Origin of the sequence: Pelomonas cellulosilytica (assembly GCF_021353265.1) — a bacterium.
Classification (GTDB): Bacteria; Pseudomonadota; Gammaproteobacteria; order Burkholderiales; family Burkholderiaceae_C; genus Pelomonas; species Pelomonas cellulosilytica.
This window is the reverse complement of sequence record NZ_JAJTWU010000001.1, coordinates 748559-768946: the sequence shown is the minus strand read 5'-3', so window position 1 is coordinate 768946 and position 20388 is coordinate 748559. Positions and strand designations below refer to the sequence as shown.

General features: G+C 68.4%; 18 protein-coding genes and 1 pseudogene. 14 read left to right on the top strand and 5 right to left on the bottom strand.

Going from position 1 to position 20388, the window contains the following annotated elements; translation table 11 throughout:
* Positions 1–150 precede the first annotated feature (150 nt).
* The 3 genes from LXT13_RS03325 to LXT13_RS03315 all read left to right on the top strand — a co-directional run bounded on the left by LXT13_RS03325 (position 151) and on the right by LXT13_RS03315 (position 2598).
* Positions 151–1089: a DUF3395 domain-containing protein gene (locus tag LXT13_RS03325; protein WP_233370179.1), complete on the top strand. Its 939-nt coding sequence runs from the start codon at positions 151–153 to the stop codon at positions 1087–1089.
* Between the two features lie 74 nt (positions 1090–1163).
* A complete protein-coding gene (gene nadA, locus LXT13_RS03320) occupies positions 1164–2264 on the top strand; it encodes a quinolinate synthase NadA (protein WP_233370178.1) in 1101 nt (366 codons plus the stop codon).
* Between the two features lie 43 nt (positions 2265–2307).
* Positions 2308–2598, top strand: coding sequence for a late competence development ComFB family protein (locus LXT13_RS03315; protein WP_233370177.1), 291 nt, complete (start codon positions 2308–2310; stop codon positions 2596–2598).
* A gap of 434 nt (positions 2599–3032) precedes the next feature.
* Here LXT13_RS03315 and nadB read toward each other — a convergent pair whose 3' ends face one another.
* A complete protein-coding gene (nadB, locus tag LXT13_RS03310; RefSeq protein ID WP_233370176.1) occupies positions 3033–4661 on the bottom strand; it encodes an L-aspartate oxidase in 1629 nt (542 codons plus the stop codon).
* A 136-nt stretch (positions 4662–4797) separates the two neighbouring features.
* Between nadB and LXT13_RS03305 the strand changes: the two genes are divergently transcribed.
* The 4 genes and pseudogenes from LXT13_RS03305 to LXT13_RS28385 all read left to right on the top strand — a co-directional run bounded on the left by LXT13_RS03305 (position 4798) and on the right by LXT13_RS28385 (position 9526).
* A complete protein-coding gene (locus LXT13_RS03305; RefSeq protein WP_233370175.1) occupies positions 4798–6801 on the top strand; it encodes an alpha/beta hydrolase family protein in 2004 nt (667 codons plus the stop codon).
* Between the two features lie 41 nt (positions 6802–6842).
* Entirely contained in the window at positions 6843–8831 is a 1989-nt protein-coding gene (locus LXT13_RS03300; RefSeq protein WP_233370174.1) for a S9 family peptidase, read from the top strand.
* Between the two features lie 55 nt (positions 8832–8886).
* Positions 8887–9318 (top strand): annotated as a pseudogene (locus tag LXT13_RS28390) (prolyl oligopeptidase family serine peptidase); the annotation flags it as partial.
* Entirely contained in the window at positions 9275–9526 is a 252-nt protein-coding gene (locus LXT13_RS28385) for an alpha/beta hydrolase family protein (RefSeq protein ID WP_255719204.1), read from the top strand. The pseudogene LXT13_RS28390 and the gene LXT13_RS28385, both read left to right, overlap by 44 nt.
* Here LXT13_RS28385 and LXT13_RS03290 read toward each other — a convergent pair.
* Positions 9517–10398 carry a sterol desaturase family protein gene (locus tag LXT13_RS03290; RefSeq protein WP_233370173.1) on the bottom strand — a complete coding sequence of 294 codons (882 nt, stop codon included), beginning with the start codon at positions 10396–10398 and terminating at the stop codon, positions 9517–9519. The two genes, LXT13_RS28385 and LXT13_RS03290, sit on opposite strands and share 10 nt — an antisense overlap.
* Positions 10399–10427: 29 nt before the next feature.
* Here LXT13_RS03290 and LXT13_RS03285 point away from each other — a divergent pair, with 29 nt between their 5' ends.
* Together LXT13_RS03285 and LXT13_RS28755 are read left to right on the top strand one after the other, a co-directional pair.
* Complete coding sequence (locus LXT13_RS03285; RefSeq protein WP_233370172.1) at positions 10428–11450, top strand: DUF2804 domain-containing protein; 1023 nt, start codon at positions 10428–10430, stop codon at positions 11448–11450.
* A gap of 92 nt (positions 11451–11542) precedes the next feature.
* Entirely contained in the window at positions 11543–12868 is a 1326-nt protein-coding gene (locus LXT13_RS28755; protein WP_233370171.1) for a GGDEF domain-containing protein, read from the top strand.
* Positions 12869–12887: 19 nt separating this feature from the next.
* Here LXT13_RS28755 and clpB read toward each other — a convergent pair whose 3' ends face one another.
* Genes clpB through LXT13_RS03265 form a run of 3 tightly spaced genes read right to left on the bottom strand, consistent with a single transcriptional unit; the run spans position 12888 to position 16376 of the window.
* Positions 12888–15482 carry an ATP-dependent chaperone ClpB gene (gene clpB / locus LXT13_RS03275; protein WP_233370170.1) on the bottom strand — a complete coding sequence of 865 codons (2595 nt, stop codon included), beginning with the start codon at positions 15480–15482 and terminating at the stop codon, positions 12888–12890.
* Positions 15483–15540: 58 nt separating this feature from the next.
* Positions 15541–15906, bottom strand: coding sequence for a fluoride efflux transporter CrcB (gene crcB / locus LXT13_RS03270; RefSeq protein WP_233370169.1), 366 nt, complete (start codon positions 15904–15906; stop codon positions 15541–15543).
* Positions 15903–16376, bottom strand: a complete 474-nt coding sequence (locus tag LXT13_RS03265) for a molybdenum cofactor biosynthesis protein MoaE (protein ID WP_233370168.1) — start codon at positions 16374–16376, stop codon at positions 15903–15905. The genes crcB and LXT13_RS03265 overlap by 4 nt, the downstream gene beginning before the upstream one ends.
* Positions 16377–16487: 111 nt before the next feature.
* Between LXT13_RS03265 and LXT13_RS03260 the strand changes: the two genes are divergently transcribed.
* Genes LXT13_RS03260 through LXT13_RS03240 form a run of 5 tightly spaced genes read left to right on the top strand, consistent with a single transcriptional unit; the run spans position 16488 to position 20374 of the window.
* Positions 16488–17519 carry an SPFH domain-containing protein gene (locus LXT13_RS03260; protein ID WP_233370167.1) on the top strand — a complete coding sequence of 344 codons (1032 nt, stop codon included), beginning with the start codon at positions 16488–16490 and terminating at the stop codon, positions 17517–17519.
* Positions 17512–19098 carry a DUF4178 domain-containing protein gene (locus LXT13_RS03255; RefSeq protein WP_233370166.1) on the top strand — a complete coding sequence of 529 codons (1587 nt, stop codon included), beginning with the start codon at positions 17512–17514 and terminating at the stop codon, positions 19096–19098. The genes LXT13_RS03260 and LXT13_RS03255 overlap by 8 nt, the downstream gene beginning before the upstream one ends.
* A complete protein-coding gene (locus LXT13_RS03250; protein ID WP_474100261.1) occupies positions 19079–19342 on the top strand; it encodes a DUF350 domain-containing protein in 264 nt (87 codons plus the stop codon). Before LXT13_RS03255 ends, LXT13_RS03250 begins: the two co-directional genes overlap by 20 nt.
* Entirely contained in the window at positions 19335–20027 is a 693-nt protein-coding gene (locus tag LXT13_RS03245) for a hypothetical protein (protein ID WP_233370164.1), read from the top strand. Before LXT13_RS03250 ends, LXT13_RS03245 begins: the two co-directional genes overlap by 8 nt.
* Positions 20024–20374, top strand: coding sequence for a YciI family protein (locus tag LXT13_RS03240; protein ID WP_233370163.1), 351 nt, complete (start codon positions 20024–20026; stop codon positions 20372–20374). Before LXT13_RS03245 ends, LXT13_RS03240 begins: the two co-directional genes overlap by 4 nt.
* Positions 20375–20388: the final 14 nt, after the last annotated feature.

Here is a 20388-nt window from a genome sequence, read left to right as displayed (position 1 = left end):
AGGCCGGGAGCCTGCCACTGGGGTAGTTACCAACGTTTACGGCGAATGCAGGCACCGCGTCCGCCCGGCGGCCACCGATGGCGTTGTGCAGGAGCGCATGCGACGATGAGCGCAGCCGCCCAACATCAACAAACAACAAGGACAAAACCTATGCAACGACGCCCCCTGCTCCTCGCCCTGGGCGGCAGCCTGATCGCCAGCCTGGCTGCCACGGCGCGTGCCGACGACGATGGCGACTTCGTCATCCTGCATGCCCGCTACGGCACCGAACGCAACCATGTGGACGTAACGGGCCGGCTGCGGGAGCTGGCGCGGCGCGATCGGCGCTTCAAGCTGGAGAACGAGCTGTTCGGCGTCGACCCCGACCCGGGCCGCACGAAGACGCTGCGCATCTTCGCCCGCGACCGCGCCGGCCACGAACGTACGTTCGAGTACCGCGAATACGAATGGATCGACGGCGCCCAGTTCATCGGCTGGGGTGGCGGCAACTGGGGCGACGGCGGCTCGCGCGGCTGGCATGGCGGCGACGACCGCCGCGATGACGGGCGGGACGGAGGCGACTTCACCATCCTCTACGCCACCTACGGCACCGGCCGTCGCGAGGTGGACGTGACCGACCGCTTGCGCGACCTCGCGCGCCGGGACGTGCGCTTCCGCCTCGGCAACGACACCTTTGGCGGACTGGACCCGGACCCGGGCCAGACCAAAACGCTGCGAATCGTCGCGCGCGACCGCGCCGGCCAGCAGCGCAGCTTCGATTACCGCGAATACAGCATCGTCGACGGCAACCAGTTCATCGGCTGGGGCCGCGGCGACTGGGGCAGGGGCGACCACGGCCCCCAGCGCCCGGGCGGGCGGCTGGTCATCGAGAGCGCCGTCTACGGCAACCGCGGCCGCAACGTCGACGTGACGCAGGCGCTGCGCGCCGCGATGCGCGGCGGCCGCCTGGAGGCCGAGGTCAGCAACAACCTCGTCGGTGTCGACCCTTCGCCCGGCCAGCGCAAGACGCTGACCGTCGTCTACCGCTGGGAAGGTGGGCCGACGAATACGGTGCGCGTCGACGAGAACGACTGGATTCGCCTGCCCTGAACGCGGTGACTCCGGGTCTGCGCGACACTTGAGGACTGAAGCCGGTTCCGATCGCCCGCCGGTCGCTCCACACGATGTCCCAGACCCTCTTCGACTACACCCGCCAGGATGCCGCCGGCGCCTGCTCCACCGCTCACGCCTGGGCCAAGGTGCCTGCGCCGCTGACGCCGCCCGAGCGCACCGCACTGACCGAGCGTGCCAAGGCGCTGCTGCTCAGGCACAACGCCGTGCTCGTGGCCCACTACTACGTGGACGGCGCGCTGCAGGACCTGGCGCTGGAGACGGGCGGCATCGTGTCCGACTCGCTGGAGATGGCGCGCTTCGGCCGTGACCATGCCGCGCAGACGCTGGTCGTCGCCGGCGTGCGCTTCATGGGCGAGACGGCCAAGATCCTCAGCCCCGAGAAGCGCGTACTGATGCCCGACCTGGACGCCACCTGCTCGCTGGACCTCGGCTGCCCAGCCGACGACTTCGCGCGCTTCTGCGATGCCCATCCGGACCGGCAGGTCGTTGTCTACGCCAACACGAGCGCCGCCGTGAAGGCGCGCGCCGACTGGATGGTCACGAGCTCCTGCGCGCTGGAGATCGTGGCCGACCTGCACGCCAAGGGCCAGAAGATCCTCTGGGCGCCCGACCGACACCTGGGCCGCTACATCCAGGAGCAGACCGGCGCCGACATGCTGATGTGGAACGGCGCCTGCATCGTGCACGACGAGTTCAAGGGGCTGGAGCTTGAACTGCTGCGCGAGCAGCATCCCGGTGCCCTCGTACTGGTGCATCCGGAGTCGCCGAAGCGCGTCGTCGAGCAGGCCGACGTCGTCGGCTCCACGTCGGCGCTCATCAAGGCCGTCGTCGAGGGTTCGGCGCCGGCCTACATCGTCGCCACCGACAACGGCATCCTGCACCGCATGCGCCAGCTTGCGCCTGGCAAGACACTCATCGAGGCGCCCACCGCCGGCAACAGCGCCACGTGCAAGAGCTGCGCTCACTGCCCGTGGATGGCGATGAACGGCCTGGCCAACCTCGTGGACTGCCTCGAATCCGGTCAGCCCGAAATCCATGTCGACGAACCCGTGCGCGCGAAGGCGCAGCGCTGCATCAACCGCATGCTGGACTTCGCCGCCGCCCGCAAGGCCGCGGCCAGCGGCATGACCCCAGGCATCGGCGCCGCCTGAGCGGCGCCCTCCACCCGACGACCTTTTCCCGAGGAGTCCCGCCATGACCGCCGACTTCAGCTCCTTGTACAACCACCACGAGCGCGAAGTCTTCGCCGCGGTGCTGGACGCCGCCAAGGACTATCCCGACATCGCCGCCAGCAACGACCTGCTGTGCGACGTGGCCTGCGTCGCGCTGAACCGCCTGCCGCCGCGCTACATCCGCCACGAGGTGGACTTCAGCTTCTATCTCACGGAACACGAGCGCCATGAGATCGACCACGCCATCGGCGAGGCGGTGGGCTACGCGTTCAACTTCGTGCAGGCGCGCACGGCGTTGCGGTCGCGGAAGTAGCCCGCTCACGGCCCGCGCCCCGCGCAGCCGACGGTCAACGCCGGCACCCTGTACGCCTGAAAGGGCCACGGCCAGCCCAGACCAGAAAGCCTTCGCGCTGCGGCTGGACCCGGCGTTGTGGGCCCAGATCGAGCGGCTGACCGCAGGAGCTGCGCTGGGCCAGCGCGACGCGCTGGCGCGGCGCGGCATCAAGCCGGCTGCCAGTCCCGCGCCGGGGCGCGGCCGGCCGCCGAAACAAGCCAGGCGAAGCGGAATAGCCGGCCCCGCGGGGCGGTCGCGTCCGGCACCCTGCGGTCAGCGCGGGCGTGGCGTGCGCAGCAGGTCGACGATGGCGGCCACGAGAGGCGCGCCGATGATCCAGGCGGGAATAAGTGCAGCAGTCATGACAGCTCCTTGTGAAGGGAGCCGCTGTACGGCAAATGCCGTGCCGCCCTTCAGCGCCGACGCTTCTTGCTGATCAGCACGGTCGGGAAGCTGACCGGCAGCGTCTGCGGGTAATCGCGGCTGTAATGCAGGCCACGGCTTTCGTGGCGCATCAGTGCGGAGTGCACGATCAGCTCGGCGCATTCGACGAGGTTGCGCAGTTCCAGCAGGTCGCGCGTGACGCGGAAAGACCCGTAGTAGTCGTCAATCTCGCCGCGCAGCAGCTTGATGCGGTGCAGCGCACGCTCCAGCCGCTTGGTGGTGCGGACGATGCCAACGTAGTTCCACATCAAGAGTCGCAGCTCGTCCCAGTTGTGGGCGATGACGACCTGCTCGTCGGCGTTCTCGACCTGGCTTTCGTCCCAGGCCGGCAGCGGAGCAGGGTCGAGCGGCGGCTGCTCCAGGATGTCGGCCGCGCAGGTCTGTCCCAGCACGACGCATTCCAGCAGCGAATTGCTGGCTAGCCGGTTGGCGCCATGCAGTCCGGTGTAGCCGGTCTCGCCGACCGCGTAGAGGCCCGGTAGGTCGCAGCGGCCGCGCAGGTCCGTCACCGCGCCGCCACAGGTGAAGTGCACAGCGGGCACGACGGGGATGGGCTGACGCGCGATGTCGATGCCCAACTTCAGGCAGCGGGCATGGATGGTCGGGAAATGCTCGATGAGGAAGGCCTCGCCCAGGTGCGTCGCGTCCAGCCACACATGGTCAAGGCCGTGCTTCTTCATCTCGAAGTCGATGGCGCGGGCGACGATGTCGCGCGGCGCCAGCTCCATGCGCTCGTCGTGAGCGGCCATGAAGCGCGTGCCGTCGGGCAATTTCAGATGACCGCCCTCCCCGCGCAGCGCCTCAGTGATGAGGAAGCCGCGGTCCTGCGGCTTCGCGTTGGGCACGTACAGGCAGGTCGGGTGGAACTGGATGAACTCCATGTTGGCCACACGGCAGCCCGCGCGCCAGGCCATCGCGATGCCGTCGCCGGTGGAGGTGTCGGGGTTGGTCGTGTAGCGGTAGACCTTGCCGGCGCCGCCGGTGGCAAGCACGACGGCGCGCGCGGCCAGCGTCTCGACGCGCTGCGCGTCGATGTCCAGCGCATAGACGCCGTAGACGCGCGGCACGCCCTTGTCGACGTCCTCGCGCTGCACGTGGCGCGACGTGATGAGGTCCACCGCCATCCAGCGCTCCAGCAGCCGGATGGCGGGATGCCGGCGCGCCTCGGCCAGCAACTGGTCGTGGATGGCCTTGCCGGTGGCATCGGCCGCGTGCGCGATGCGCCGCACCGCGTGGCCGCCCTCGCGCGTCAGGTGCAGCCCCATCGGCCCGCTGTCGTCGGGTGTGAAGGGCACACCCTGCTCCACCAGCCAGCCGACGGCCGCGGCGCTCCGCTCGGCTATGAAGCGCGCGGTCGCCTCGTCCACCAGCCCGGCGCCGGCGTCCTGCGTGTCGCGCACGTGGCTGTCGATGGAGTCGTCGCTGCCGAGCACGCCGACGATGCCGCCCTGCGCCCACGCGGTGGCCGCTTCGGTCAACTCTCGTTTGGCCAGCACGACGACCGGGATGGTGTCGGCCAGGTGCAGGGCCACGGTGAGTCCGGCCAGGCCGGCGCCGATGATGACGACGGGCGCGTCGTCGGGGGAAGCTGCAGTCATGGCGGGGGATTCTCCCGCACGTGCCGCCACCGGCAGGCGGTGTGAGGATTGCCCATGCCCGCTGACGGCGAGAACCCGTGACTCCACTATCCTCCGCTGCGTTGATAACGCTGTCGCAGAACAGCCGAAGGAGACCATGAAGTCATGTCGTTATGGCGCCGCCATGCTGGCCAGCCTGCTTTTGGCAGCGAGCAGCGCACCTGCCGCACCGCCGCCGGCCGAAACCTTTTTCAGCGATCCCGACATCGGCGAGGCGCTGCTGTCCCCCTCGGGCAAGCGGCTGGCGCTGACTTCGGCCAAGGGCGCCAAGCGTGTGGGCCTCGTCGTGCTGGACCTGGCGCCGGGCAACCAGATCACGCGCGTCGTGCAGTCGACCTCGTCGGACGTGGTGAACGTCCGCTGGGTCAATGAAGACCGCCTCGTCTTCAGCCTGACCGACCTGGGCGAGGCCAGCGGCAGCCATCGCCAGGCGCCGGGGCTGTTCGCCGTCAACGCCGACGGCAGCCGCATGCGCATGCTGGTGCGGCGCACGTCCAACTTCATAACGACGGACGGCAGCAACACCGACGCGCTGCGCTGGAACCACCGGCTGATGATGATCCCCGACCCGCGTGCGGGCGAGACCAACGAGCAGATCCTTCTCGCGGAAATGGGCCAGGTACAGGGCGCCTATGTGGAGAGCCCTGTCTGGCTCAACGTCAGCACCGGCTCGACGCGCGCGTACACCGCAGCCGCACCCAGCAACAGCTTCCATTGGGTGGTGGACAACCACGGCGACGTGCGGGCCACGTTGACGATGCAGAAGGACCGCGTGCAGGCCCACTGGCTGCCGCCGGGCAAGACCGGGTGGGTACAGCTGTTCGACACACCGGTACTGGAGCAGCCGTTCCAGCCGGTCGGCGTGGCGGACGACGGCTCGCTGTACGTCACGCACGTGCCCAAGGAGAGCCCCTACCGTGTGCTGACACGCTATGACTCACAAGCCGGGGCGCCGATCGACCCGCCGCTGGTGCGGGCCCCGGGCTTCGACTTCAACGGGCAGCTGATCCAGGAAGGCGGCGTGGTGCTGGGTGTGCGCACGACGGCCGACAGCGAGGCGACCGTCTGGCTGGACGAGCGCATGAAAAGGTTCCAGGCCCAGGTGGACAAGCTGCTGCCCGGCAAGCTCAACAGCATCGGCTGCCGGCGCTGCGGCCAGCCCGACATGATCGCCGTCGTGCGGTCTTACAACGACCACGACCCCGGCAAGCTCTGGCTCTACCAGGGCCAGCCCGCGGAAGGCGAGAACCGCTGGCGGGCGCTGGGCCGCGTCCGCGAGGCCGTCGAGCCGGCGCAGATGTCCGGGCTGGACATGCAGACGATCAAGGCCCGCGACGGCCGCGAACTGCCCGTGTGGGTCACGCGGCCCGACAACGCCAAGGGCCCGCTGCCGGCCGTCGTGCTTGTGCATGGCGGGCCGTGGATGCGCGGCGTGGCGTGGGAGTGGAACAGCTGGGCGCAGTTCCTCGCGTCTCGCGGCTATGTCGTCATCGAGCCGGAGTTCCGCGGCAGCACCGGCTACGGCGAGGCGCACTACCGCGCCGGCTTCAAGCAGTGGGGCCAGGCCATGCAGGACGACGTGACTGACGCGCTGCGCTGGGCCCAGCAGCAAGGCCTGGCCAGCGACAAGGCCTGCATCATGGGCGCCAGCTACGGCGGCTACGCGACGCTTATGGGGCTGGCCAAGGACCCCGACCTCTACCGCTGCGGCGTCGCCTGGGTGGCCGTGTCGGACCTGGAGCTGCTGGTACAGGGCGCCTGGTGGGTGCCGGACGACGGCAGCCTCGCCCGGCGCCTGACCCTTCCCGAGCTGGTGGGCGACGCGAAGCAGGACGCCGCCATGCTGGCCGCCAACTCGCCCGTGAAGCTGGCCGCCCGCATGAAGGCGCCGCTACTGCTGGCCTATGGCGAGGAAGACCAGCGCGTGCCGCTGACCCACGGCAAGCGCATGCGCGATGCGCTGGTGGCGGCCGGCCATCCACCGGAATGGCTCACCTATCCGGGCGAGGCGCACGGGTTCACGAAGTTCGACAACCGCATCGATTTCGCCCACCGTGTCGAGGCCTTCCTGGCCCGGCACCTGCCGCCCACGGCCCCCTGAGAACGTACCGCGAACGACACGATCAACAGAAGGGAGAACGCTTGAAGACCTTGACCCGCTGGATCGCCACGCTGGCCGGCCTGCTGATGGCCGCCGTGGCCGCTGCCGCGCCGCCGCCGGCCGAACTCTTCTACAAGGACGCTGACATCGTCGAGGCCGTGCTGTCGCCCTCCGGCCGGCAGCTGGCCGTCACCACGGCCCGCGGCGCCAAGCGCATCGGCCTGGCCATCCTCGACCTTGGCACCGGCCAGGCCACACGCGCAGCACAGTTCTCGGACGGCGACGTACACGAGGTGTACTGGGTCAACGACAAGCGGCTGCTGTTCAGTGTGGTGGACCTGTCCGACGGCAGCGGCCGACCGAACGGCCAGCCCGGGCTGTTCGCCGTCAACCCCGATGGCAGCGAGATGCGCCAGCTGATCCGCCGCCAAGGCGTGCCGGTCATCAGCGATGGCAGCGGCCGCTACGACCGCTTGCTCGACTGGAACCACCACCTGCTCCGCGTGCCCACACCGCGCCCCGGCGAGGCCAACGAGGAGGTGCTGCTCTACTCGCTGGACGCGGACCATGTGCAAACGCCGCTGTGGGTCAACGTCCGCACCGGCCGCACGCGCAGCGTCGATGCCAAGGCGCCACCGCACACGGTGGGCTGGCTGGCCGACAGCCGCGGCGAGCTGCGCGTGGCCATCACTTTCGACGACGGCCATCAGGCTGCGTTCTGGCGCGGCCCCGGCGAGACGGCGTGGCGCAAGCTGTACGAGAGCGGCCTGTTCAATACACCCTTTTCGCCGCACTCGGTGGACCTGGCAGGCAATCTCTATGTGCTGCACACGCAGGGCAAGGAGCAGCAGACCGTGCTCAGCCGCTTCGACTTCGAGCACGGCGTGCCGGAACGCAAGCCGCTCGTGGCCGTGCCCGGCTTCAACTTCCAGGGGCAGTTGCTGGGTGGCGGCAGCGGCACGGCGCTGGGCGTGAGAGTGACGACCGATGGCGAGCAGACCTTCTGGTTCCACCCGGCGCTGAAGGCGCTGCAACAGCAGGCCGACGAACGCCTGCCCGGCTACATCAACCGCATCAGCTGCCGCCGCTGCGGCGAGGCCGACATGACCGCACTGGTCCGCGCGTACAACGACCGCGACCCCGGCCAGCTGTGGGTCTACCAGGCCCAGCCGCCCGAAGGCGAGAAGGCCTGGCGCCCCGTCGGGCGGGTGCGAAACGACATCAAACCCTCGGACATGGCGGTGATGGACTTCCAGCGCATCAAGGCGCGCGACGGACAGGACCTGCCCGTCTGGGTGACACGCAGCCCGAAGCTGCAGGGACCGCTTCCGGCCGTCGTGCTGGTGCATGGCGGCCCTTTCGTGCGGGGCAACGTGTGGGGCTGGCACCGCGACGCCCAGTTCCTCGCGTCACGCGGCTATGTCGTCATCGAACCCGAGTTCCGCGGCAGCACCGGCTACGGCGAGGCGCACTTCCGTGCCGGCTTCAAGCAGTGGGGCCAGGCCATGCAGGACGACGTGACCGACGCGCTGCGCTGGGCCCAGCAGCAAGGCCTGGCCAGCGACAAGGCGTGCATCGCCGGCGCCAGCTACGGCGGCTACAGCACACTGATGGGCCTCGTGAAGGACCCCGACCTCTACCGCTGCGGCGTGGCATGGCTGGCGGTGGCCGACCTGGAGTTGCTTGTCAAGGGTTCGTGGTGGATCCAGGACGACGGCAACGAGGCACGCAAGTACAGCCTGCCCGACATGGTCGGCGACCCGGTGAAGGACGCGGCCATGCTCGCTGCCAACTCGCCGGTGAAGCAGGCTGCGCGCATCAAGGCCCCGTTGCTGCTGGCCTATGGCGAGGCCGATGTGCGCGTGCCCATCGCCCACGGCAAGCGCATGCGCGACGCGCTGAAAGAGGCCGGCAACGAGCCGTTATGGATCACCTACCCCGGTGAAGGCCACGGCTTCGGCGTCGTCGCCAACCGCGTGGACTTCGCCGAGCGAATGGAAGCGTTCCTGGCTCAGCACCTGAAGCCATGACCGCCTTGCTGCGCCAGTTGCTCAGCGCGGCGCCAGCTGGGGCTGGCGCGCCGAAGCGCAGTTCCTGGCGTCACGCGGCTACGTGGTCATCGAGCCCGAATTTCGCGGCAGCGCCGGCTACGGCCAGGCCCACCTGTGGGCGGGATTCAAGCAATGGGGCCAGGCCATGCAGAACGACGTCACCGATGCGCTGCGATGGGCCCAGGCGCAGGGCCTCGCCAGCGACAAGGCCTGCATCGTCGGCGCCAGCTACGGCGGCTACGCGACGCTGATGGGGCTGGCTAAGGATCCCGACCTCTACCGCTGCGGCGTCGCCAGCCTGGCAGTGACCGACCTGACGCTGCTGCTCGAAGGCTCCTGGTGGGTGGACGACGACGCCAGCGACCTCGTCCGCCAGTACCAGCTGCCGCGGATGGTGGGCGACATCACGAAGGGACGCGGCGATGATCGCGGCCCACTCGCCGGTGCTGCAGGCCGCACGCATTAAGGCGCCTGTCATGCTCGCCTTCGGCGAGAAAGACCGCCGTGTGCCGCTGGTACATGGCGAGCGCATGCGCAAGGCGCTGACCGCGGCCGGCAACGAGCCGGTGTGGCTGACGTACGCGGACGAAGGCCACGGCCTTGCCACGGAGAAGAACCGGGTCGACTATGCGGAGCGCATGGCTGCCTTCCTGGCCCGCCATCTTCAGCCCTGATCGCGAAAGCCGTTGGCATGCCGCCGCCACTCCGGCGGCTTCCACAGATGGGCCAGGCGCATCGGCCAGGTGGTCTCGGCCGCCATATCGCGGAACATCGACCGCCATTCGTGGGCGTTGAGCCAGAACAGGTTGTGCGTCGGGAACGGGTGTTCCAGGCCGTAGTCGACCGGCTCCTGCTCCGGTACGAAGCTACCGAACAGGCGGTCGAAGAGGATCAGCGTGCCACCGAAGTTGCGGTCGATGTATTGCGGGTTGCGGCCATGGTGGGCGCGGTGGTGCGACGGTGTGTTGAAGATGAACTCGAACCACGCCGGCAGCTTGCCAACCCAGGTCGTGTGCACGAAGAACTGGTAGCCGAGGTTCAGCGACAGCGCAAACAGCACCCATCGCGGCTCAAATCCGACGAACACCGCCGGCAGGTAGAACAGCCAGTTCCCGGCGATGGGGTAGAACCAACTCTGCCGCAGCGCCGTGCCGAAGTTCATCTTCTCCGAGCCGTGGTGGACGACATGTGCGCACCAGAACCAGCGGATGCGGTGGCTGGCGCGGTGGAAGCCGTAGTACAGGAACTCGACGAAGAGGAACAGTCCGACGAAGCGCCAGACGGTGATGTCGATCGTGAAAAGCCGGTGCTCGTAGACCCAGCCCATCGCCGGCAGCACGAGCACGGTCAGCAGCAGCAGGTCGGCCACGAGGTAGCTGCCGCCGCTGTTGAGGCTGTCGAAGCTGTCGCGGACGTCGAACACGCCGGTCCGGCGGAAGCGCCAGGCCTCCATGGCGATGAAGACGGCGAAGATCGGCGACAGCATCACCAGCGTCAGGTCGCGCCAGTCGAAGTGGCGTTGATAGAGGTCTAGCAGCGCATCCATGCTGGGATATTCGCGCCAAACCAGCGACGATGCTTGCCGGCAAACCCGACTTGCGAGCCGCCGTGCACCTGCCACCCTCCCCCGCCTGCGTCGTTCTTCACGGCGCGCCGGCCCACGGCCGCTATGCGGGCCGTATCGATCGCCTCGACTGGTCGGGGCTGACGCCTCGTCCACCGGCGCCGTGGCGCTGGTGGCGACACAAGCGCTGGCACTACGTGGGCCTAGGGCATGACGATGTCTTCCTCGGCGTGGCGTTCATCGACGTGGGCTGGGCCACTTCTGCCTTCGCCTACATGTTCGACCGCCGCCAGCGCCGCATGCTCGCCGACTGGGGTCAGGAGGGCCTGCCACGGCTGCAGGCGCGTATCGCCGAAGCGCCGCTGGCCGGCGCCGACAGCTGGTTCCGCGGGCCGCGGGCAAGGCTGTCGTTGTGCCATGGCGCCGGCGACCTGCTGCACCTGACCGTGCAGACGCCGGCGCTGCGTGCGCAGGCACAGCTGCAGCTGGCCGACATGGCGGCGCCGCTGCTGGCCATCGGCCCGGTGGCGGGCGGTCTGGCGCATGCGACACAGAAGACCACCGCACTCCCCGTGCAGGGCTGGGCCGAAGCCGCCGGCCGGCGCTTCGACCTGGCGGGCGCCTGGGCCGCCGTCGACGCGTCGAACGGCCTGCTGGCCCGCGACACCGCCTGGCGCTGGGCCAGCGCCCATGGACCGGGCCTGGGCTTCAACCTGCAGTCGGGCTACTTCGGCGCACAGGAAAACGTGCTGTGGCTGGACGGCCAGCCCATCGCTCTCGGGCCGGCGCATTTCGGCTTCGACGCCGGCCGGCCGCTGTCGCCCTGGCACATCACGACCGACGACGGGCTGCTGGACCTGGTCTTCACGCCGGAGGGCGCCCGGGCCGCGGACAAGAACCTGGGTTGGGCCCGCAGCCGCTACGTGCAGCCCATCGGGACATTCGCAGGCCAGGTGAAGGGTGCCCCCGATAGCCCGGCCCGCGCCGTCGCTGGCCTGCTGGGGGTCACCGAAGACCATGTTGCACACTGGTGAAGCACCCGCGCGGTCTTAGCGTGACGGATGGGGCAGACGTCTGGACGCCTAGGCCCTACAGTGACTGGCACTGCGAACCACCCAATTGCACGGTGCGACACGAGATCAACAACAACCACGTCGTCCTGGCCGGCATCGTGCTGACGCTGGCGGCGCTGGTGGGCATCGAGCTGCTGCCCCAGCGGACCCTGGACCTGATCGCCCCCGGCGCCGCCGACGGCCCCTACCTCATCACGGCCGACGGCACCCAGGACGGCAAATACGTTCGCTGGATCGACGAAAAGCAGCGGCGGCTGCAATGCCGCTACACCGGCACCCATGACTACATGGGCTGCGGACTGACCTTCGTGCTCACCGGCGAGGACCCGCGGCTGGGGCGCGACCTCAGTCACTTCGACACCATGGAGGTCGATCTGGCCTACACCGGGCCGTCGCCGTTCATCCGTCTGGCCATCCGGGACTTTGACCGGCGCTTCTCGAAGGTGGAGGATGCCAACAGCGCGCGCTTCCACTCGCTCAACCTGCGGCCCCGGGACATTGACGGACCGCTGACCGTGGAGCTCAGCGAGCTGACGGTGCCCGAGTGGTGGATCCATCACTATGACCTGAGCCGCGAGTACAACCGCCCCGGGCTGGAGAATGCGAACGCCGTGTCGGTGGACATCCCATTCGTCAAATCCGGGGAAGACCATGTCCTTCAACTGCGCCGCCTGACGTTGAAGGGCCAGTGGGTCAGCCGCGACCGCGTCTACCTTGGCATTCTGTGCGCCTGGCTGCTGGGGGCCACCGTGCTGGTGGTGCGCGGCTGGAGCCAGCTCAGCCGCAGCCACCACCGCCAGCAGCGGGAGATCGATGCACTGACGATGCGCACGCGCCAGTTGCGGCTGGAGCAGGAAAAGCTCATGCGGCTGGCCACCATTGACGAGCTGACCGGCGTGCTGAACCGGCGCGGCCTGGAGCAGGCGCTGGATGACTATGAGGAAGCCGCGCAGGGCATGACGGTCGTGATGCTGGACATCGACCACTTCAAGCGCGTCAACGACCGGCTGGGCCACGATGGCGGCGACGAGGTATTGCGTCGAGTGGCAGCCGTCGTCGTGGCCAACCTGCGCAGCAGCGACGTGTTTGGCCGATGGGGCGGCGAAGAATTCCTGATCGCCTGTCAGGGCCCGCGCATGCGCGACGCGGCCCGGCTGGCCGAGAAGCTGCGTGACCGCATCGAGCACAGCGAGACGACGAGCGCCGGAGTGCGCGTGGCCGTAACGGCCAGCTTCGGCGTCGCGCTGGCGCCGCCGGGCGGCTCGGTGGCCGACGCCTTGAAGCGCGCGGACGCGGCCCTCTACCGTGCCAAGGCGGCGGGCCGCAACCGAGTCGAGGTGGACCGCTCGTTGCCGAGCGACGCGCCGACCACCGTGTAAGCGGTCAGCACCAGGGTCGTCAGTGCACGACCCGCCCGAAGCTGAACTCGCCGCCGTCCACGTCCACCGGGATCAAGTCCTTGGGGCCGAACTTGCCCTCCAGGATCAGCCGGGACAGCGGGTTCTCCACGCGCTGCTGGATGGCCCGCTTCAGCGGTCGGGCGCCGAAGACCGGGTCGAAGCCGACCTTGGCCAGTTCGTCCAGCGCCGCATCGCTGACGTCGAGCTTCATCTCCAGCTTGTCCAGCCGCGCTTCCAACTGGCGCAGCTGGATCTTCGCGATGGCCTTGATGTTCTCGGCGCCGAGCGCGTGGAAGATGACCGTCTCGTCGATCCGGTTCAGGAACTCGGGCCGGAAGTGCGCCTTGACCTCGCCCCACACCGCGTCGCGGATGACGTCCTCACCCTGCCCTGCCAGCGCCATGATGTGCTGGCTGCCAAGGTTGCTGGTCATGACGATGACGGTGTTCTTGAAGTCCACCGTGCGGCCCTGGCCGTCGGTCAGGCGGCCATCGTCCAGCACCTGCAGCAGCACGTTGAACACGTCCGGGTGCGCCTTCTCAACCTCGTCCAGCAGCAGCACCGAGTAGGGCTTGCGGCGCACCGCTTCGGTCAGCGTGCCACCTTCCTCGTAGCCCACGTAGCCGGGGGGCGCGCCGATCAGGCGGCTCACCGAGTGCTTCTCCATGAACTCGCTCATGTCGATGCGCACCATGTGGTCTTCGCTGTCGAACAGGAACCCGGCGAGCGCCTTGCACAGCTCGGTCTTGCCGACGCCGGTGGGGCCCAGGAACAGGAAGCTGCCCAGCGGCCGGTTCGGGTCGGACAGGCCGGCACGCGAGCGGCGGATGGCGTCGGACACGGCTTGGATGGCCTCCTCCTGGCCGACGACGCGCTCATGCAGCTTCGCTTCCATCTGCAACAGCTTCTCGCGCTCGCCCTGCATCAGCTTGCTGACCGGAATGCCGGTGGCACGCGCGACGACCTCGGCGATCTCCTCCGCGCCGACCTGCGTGCGCAACAGCTGCGGACGATCGGCCGACTTGCCCTTGGCGGTTTCCTTCTCCTGCGCTTCCTTGAGTTTCTTCTCCAGGTCGGGCAGCTTGCCGTATTGCAGTTCGGCGACCTTGTTGAAGTCGCCCTTGCGCTTGAGCTCTTCGATCTGCTGGCGGATGCGGTCGATCTCTTCCTTGACCTGGGCTGAACCCTGGGCCTGGGCCTTCTCGGCGGTCCAGATCTCCTCCAGGTCGTCGTACTCGCGCTGCAGCTTCAGCAACTCGTCCTCGATGAGCGCGAAGCGCTTCACCGAGCCCTCGTCCTTCTCCTTGCGCACGGCCTCGCGCTCGATCTTCAGCTGGATCATGCGGCGGTCCAGCCGGTCCATCGCCTCGGGCTTGGAGTCGATCTCGATCTTGATCTTGGCGGCGGCCTCGTCGATGAGGTCGATGGCCTTGTCAGGCAGGAAGCGGTCGGTGATATAGCGGTGGCTCAGTTCGGCCGCGGCGACGATGGCCGGGTCGGTGATCTCCACGCCATGGTGCACCTCGTACTTCTCCTGCAGGCCGCGAAGGATGGCGATGGTCGCCTCCACGCTGGGCTCGTCGACGAGCACCTTCTGGAAACGGCGCTCCAGCGCGGCGTCTTTCTCGACGTACTTGCGGTACTCGTCCAGCGTCGTCGCACCGATGCAGTGCAGCTCGCCGCGCGCCAGCGCCGGCTTGAGCATGTTGCCGGCGTCGATGGCGCCTTCGGCCTTGCCGGCACCCACCATCGTGTGAATCTCGTCGATGAAGAGGATGGTCTGACCCTCGTCCTGGGCCACTTCCTTCAGCACGCCCTTCAGGCGCTCCTCGAAGTCGCCACGGTACTTCGCGCCGGCTAGCAGCAGCGCCATGTCGAGCACCAGCACGCGCTTGTTCTTCAGCGAATCGGGCACCTCGCCGTTGACGATGCGCTGCGCCAGGCCTTCGACGATGGCAGTCTTGCCGACGCCCGGCTCGCCGATCAGCACGGGGTTGTTCTTGCTGCGACGCTGCAGCACCTGGATGGCGCGGCGGATCTCCTCGTCGCGGCCGATGACCGGGTCCAGCTTGCCCTGGCGGGCGCGGTCGGTCAGGTCCAGCGTGTACTTCTTCAGCGCCTCGCGCTGGCCCTCGGCTTCCGCGTTGTCGACCTTCTGGCCGCCGCGCACCGCCTCGATGGCCGCTTCCAGCGCCTTGCGCGTGAGGCCATGGCCGCGGGCGACGCCGGCCAGGTCCGTCTTCGCGTCGCTGAGCGCCAGCAGGAACATTTCGCTGGCGATGAACTGGTCGCCGCGTTTGGTGGCTTCCTTCTCGGCCGCCTGCAGCAGCGCGACGAGGTCGCGGCCTGCCTGCACGGTCTGGCCGTCGCCGCTGACCTGCGGCAGACCGGCGATCAGGCCGTCCAGTGCCGTTTTCAGCGCCGGCACCTTGACACCGGCACGCTCCAGCAGCGCCCGTGGCCCGTCGTCCTGAGTCAGCATGGCCGCCAGCACGTGGGCCGGTTCGATGTAGGGGTTGTCGCGCGAAAGCGCCAGGCTCTGAGCCTCGCCCAGAGCTTCCTGGAAACGGGTGGTGAACTTGTCGGCACGCATGGATGAATCCTCCGGTTGCGAAGCCAAGTGGGCGCCAGACGGCGCTTTTCAAGTTGCGCTAGATCAAGGCCTGCACGAGCCGCATGCCCGCCCAGGCGGCTACCAACGCGCCCAGCACATGGGCGAGCGTGTGAGCCGCAGCCATGCCGAAAGCGCCCTTCTGCAACAGCGCCAGCGATTCGCCCGAGAACGCGGAAAACGTCGTCAGCCCGCCGAGGAAACCCGTCACCAGCAGCAACTTCAACAACTCGTTCGGCTGGCGGCCGAACCATTCCAGCGCAATGCCGATCAGGAACCCGCCCACCAGGTTCACCAGCAGCGTGCCAAGCGGGAAGCCAGCCCAGCGGGCGTTGAACATCACGCTGGCTTGCCAGCGCGTCAGCGCGCCCAGTGCTGCCCCGAGCGAAACCGCCAACGCATTCATGCGGCATTGCCCCCGTCGATGCCCCAGCGCGCCAGCGCCTCGTCGTCGGCCACACGGGCATCCACCCAGCGGGCGCCGTCCGGGGTGTGTTCCTTCTTCCAGAACGGTGCCTGGGTCTTCAGGTAGTCCATCAGGAATTCGCAGGCCTGGAAAGCCTGTCCACGGTGGGCACTGGCAGCTAGCACCAGCACGATCTGTTCGCGCGCCTGCAAGCTGCCGACGCGGTGGATGACCTTCGCGGCGCGGAGATCGAAGCGCTGGAACGCAGCGTCCACCATCGCTTCGATGGCCGCCTCCGTCATGCCGGGGTAATGCTCCAGCTCCATGCGGCTGACCGCCGTACCGCTGGCGTGCTCCCGCACGGTGCCGACAAAGGCGACGATGGCACCGATGCCGCCATCCCCCAGGCGAAGGGCGTCGGTTTCGTCGGCGAGGTCGAAATCCTCGGTCTGGATGCAAACTCGGGGCATGGCACAGATTCTCACCTGACCCACGGTGAGATTCACCTGATTGGCCCAGGGCACGGCAGGCGGCCATCCGATACTTGCCGCCATTTCTCTCTAACGCAGCCAGGAACCGACATGGCCCTGATGGATTTCATCAAGAAACAGTTCATCGACGTCATCCAGTGGACGGAAGATGGCGATGGCACGCTGGCCTTCCGTTTCCCGATGTCGGGCATGGAAATCCAGAACGGCGGCCAGCTCGTCGTACGCGAGTCCCAGGTCGCCGTCTTCGTCAATGAAGGTCAGGTGGCCGACGTCTTCGGCCCCGGCACGCACCGCCTCACGACGCAGACGCTGCCGGTGCTGACCTACCTGAAGAACTGGGACAAGCTCTTTGAGTCGCCCTTCAAGAGCGACGTCTATTTCTTCAGCACCCGCCAGCAGATCGACCAGCGCTGGGGCACCAGCCAGCCGGTTGCCATCCGCGACAAGGACTTCGGCGCCGTGCGCCTGCGGGCCTTTGGCAACTACGCCTATCGCGTGGCCGACGCGAAGGTATTCCACAGCCAGGTGTCGGGTACGCGCGAGCGCTACACGGTGCAGGACCTGGAAGGCCAGTTGCGCGGCCTGATGCTGCAGCACATCAGCGACGCCGTGGCCGGCAGCGGCACGCCGTTCCTCGACCTGGCCGCCAACCAGGTCGAGTTCGCCAGCGCGCTGAAGGAAGCCACCGCGCCGGCCTTCGCCGCGCTGGGCCTCGAACTGCTGTCGGTGACGATGCAGAACGTGTCGCTGCCCGAAGAGCTGCAGAAGATCCTCGACCAGCGCATCGGCATGGGCATCATCGGCCAGAACATGGGCCAGTTCATGCAGTACCAGGCGGCGCAGGCGCTGCCCGAAATGGCCAAGGGCGTGGGCAACGGCGGCAGCGGCATCGCCGGCGAGGCGGTGGGCCTGGGCGCCGGCGTGGCGCTGGGCCAGACGCTGGCGCAGACGCTGGGCCAGGGCTTGGCGGGTGTGGGTGCTGCGGCCCCCGCCCCGGCGGCCAGCAAGCCCGACGACATCGTGGCCCTGCTGGAAAAGCTCGGCGACCTCAAGGCCAAGGGCATCCTGACCGACGAGGAATTCGCCGCCAAAAAAGCGGATCTCCTGAAGAAGCTTGGCTGACCAGGCCCAGCGCCGCTGGCGCGCGGCGTGCCCGAACTGCGGCGCGCCGGTCGAATTCGCCAGTGCGGCTTCCACCACCGCCGTCTGCGGCTTCTGCCGCAGCACACTGCTGCGCGACGGCGAGACGCTCGCGCGGATCGGCCAGAGCGCGGAGATCTTCGACGACTACTCGCCGCTGCAACTCGGCGCAACCGGCCGCTGGATGGGCAGCGGCTTCGCAGTCGTCGGCCGCGTGCAGCGCGGCTCGGACCTCGGCAACTGGAACGAATGGCATCTGCTGTTCGACGCCGGCGCCGACACACCCAGAATTGCCTGGCTCAGTGAGGACAACGGCCAGTTCGTCCTGAGCCTGGAGGCGCCGCTGGCCGAGCGGCCGCCCGAGGCCCCCGGCGTCGGCCTGCCGCTGACGGTGGCCGGCCAGCGCTGGCAGGTCGCCGCCGTCGTGGACGCCGCACTGCGCGCTGCCGAGGGCGAGCTGCCACGCCCGCCACAGGCCGGCCGCGTCGTCGAGCTTCGCAACGCGCAAGGCGAGGTAGGCAGCCTGGAGTACCGCGATGGCGGGCCGCCGATCTGGTCGGTGGGCCGAGGCGTGAATCTGGCCGAGCTGGCGTTGCAGGGTCTGCGCACGACGGCCGAGGGTGAGTCCATCGCCGAGGCGAAGTTCAAGGGCCGCTCCATCGCCTGCCCCAGCTGCGGTGCGCCGCTGGAACCCAAGCTGTCGCAGACCAGGAGCATGGTCTGCGCGCAATGCAGCGCCGTCGTGGACCTGCCGGCCAACGAGGCCCGGGCGCTCGGCTTCACGCCGCAGGACCGCGGCCTGCCGCCGCTGATTCCGCTCGGCCGCACCGGCACGCTGGCGCCTGCGGGCGAGAAACCGCTACCCTGGACCGTCGTCGGCTACCAGGAGCGCTGCGACATCCCGGAGGACACCGAGGACGAACAGAGCTTCTGGCGCGAATACCTGCTTTACAACCGCCTGACCGGCTTCGCCTTCCTCGTCGACACGCGCGAGGGCTGGAGCCTGGTGCGCACGCTCACGGGCGCGCCAGCCGCGTCGGGCGATGGCGCCAACTGGCAGGGCCGCGCTTATGCCAGGCGCTGGACCTACCAGGCCAAGACCACGCATGTGCTCGGCGAGTTCTACTGGCCCGTACGGCTGGAAGACCGTGTCCAGGTCACCGACTACGCGAGCCGCGATGGCCAGTGGCTGCTCAGCCGCGAACTGCAGGGGGGCGAAGTCACCTGGAGCGCCGGCCAGGTTCTGCCCTCCGCGGCGGTGCAGCAGGCCTTCGGCCTGACGGCACCCGCCGCGCAGTTCACACGCGACGCGTCGGCCTTCAAGGCCAGCGGCGGCACACTGCTGCGCAACATCGTCATTGCGCTGTTCCTCATCGTGCTGCTTTTTGCGCTGCTGCGCGCCTGCTCGCGCGACGAGTGCCAGGGGTACAAGGACAGCTTCGGCGAGACCAGCAACGAATACCGGCAGTGCCGCGCAAACGCACGCGGCAGCGGCGTCTACATCGGCAACGGCGGTGGCAGCTACGGCGGCTACAGCAGCGGTGGCGGCGGCCACAAGTGAAACAACCTCCCAGGAGAACGACATGACCCTCGACTGGCTCAAACCCGAAGTCATCCTCGGCTCGACGATGTATGCCGTCATTGGCGTCGTCATTTTCTGGGTCTGCTTCATCTTGGTCGACATGCTGACGCCCTTCAAGCTGTGGGACGAGCTGGTTGAGAAGAAGAACGTGGCGCTGGCCATCGTCGTCGGCGCGATGTGCCTGTCCATCGGCAACATCGTCGCTGCGGCGATCCATGGCTGATCGCTCGCCACGCACAGCCGCTGCCGCGCTTGTGGCGCTGGCCCTGCTGGCCGGAGCGGCACACGCCGATGGCGACGAAGAAGCAAAACAGGCCGCACAGGCAGAGATCGCGCAGCTGGCGAAGTGGGGCTCGTCTGCCATACGACAGGGTCTGCGGCTGACGCTGCGCGCGGCGAACGGTCGTGTAGTGAACTTCGACAGCCGCGCCGCGCCGGGCACATTGCAGGAGGCGCAGGTTGAAGACTACCGGCTCGTGGACGTGACGAAGGACGGCAAGTTCTTCGTGGTCAACGCCCTGTTCTACGAAGGCGGGACCACCTACTGGGTGTCGCGCGCCACGGGACAGCGGTCCGAGGTCTACGCACCGCCGGCCGTCTCGCCGGACGGACGCCACGCGGTCACGGCACTGCATCGGGAATCTTCTGGTCCCCAGGGCGTGTTCGTCTGGGACATCGCCGGCGACCAGTTGGCCCCACGCGCCCATCTCCAGAATGGCGACTACGGCCTCTTCACGTTCACGCGCTGGCGCGGCAATGACGACGCGGAGCTGGCGCTCTACAGCCATTCGTTCTTGAAGTTCTGCACGGACGCCCACGCCACGACAGCCACCGTGCACGTCAAGCGCAGCGCCCAGGGCTGGTCCGTCGAACCGCCCGCCGACGCACTCGACGTCCATTGCGAATGACCCATCTGAACCACGACTTCGCCGCGCTGACGAACAACGCCCACGAAGACTGGACGCTGTTCGCCATCCACTTCCACGACAAGCCCGGCGCCGGCGAACTGCGGCGCCATCTGCTGCAGGCCCATCTCGAATGGGTGGCAGCGCACCAGGACCTGGTGCGCGTCGCAGGCTCGCTGCGCGAGTCTCCAGGCGACACGCCGATAGGCGCGCTGTGGGTCGTGCGTGCGCCGGACAAGGCGGCAGTCGAGGCGTTGATCGCGACCGACCCGTTCACCACCGGCGGCTTGCGCGCAGGATGGGACATCTTCTACTGGAGCAAGGCACTGCCCCAGCCAGTGACCTTCTAACCAAGGCGGCGCCG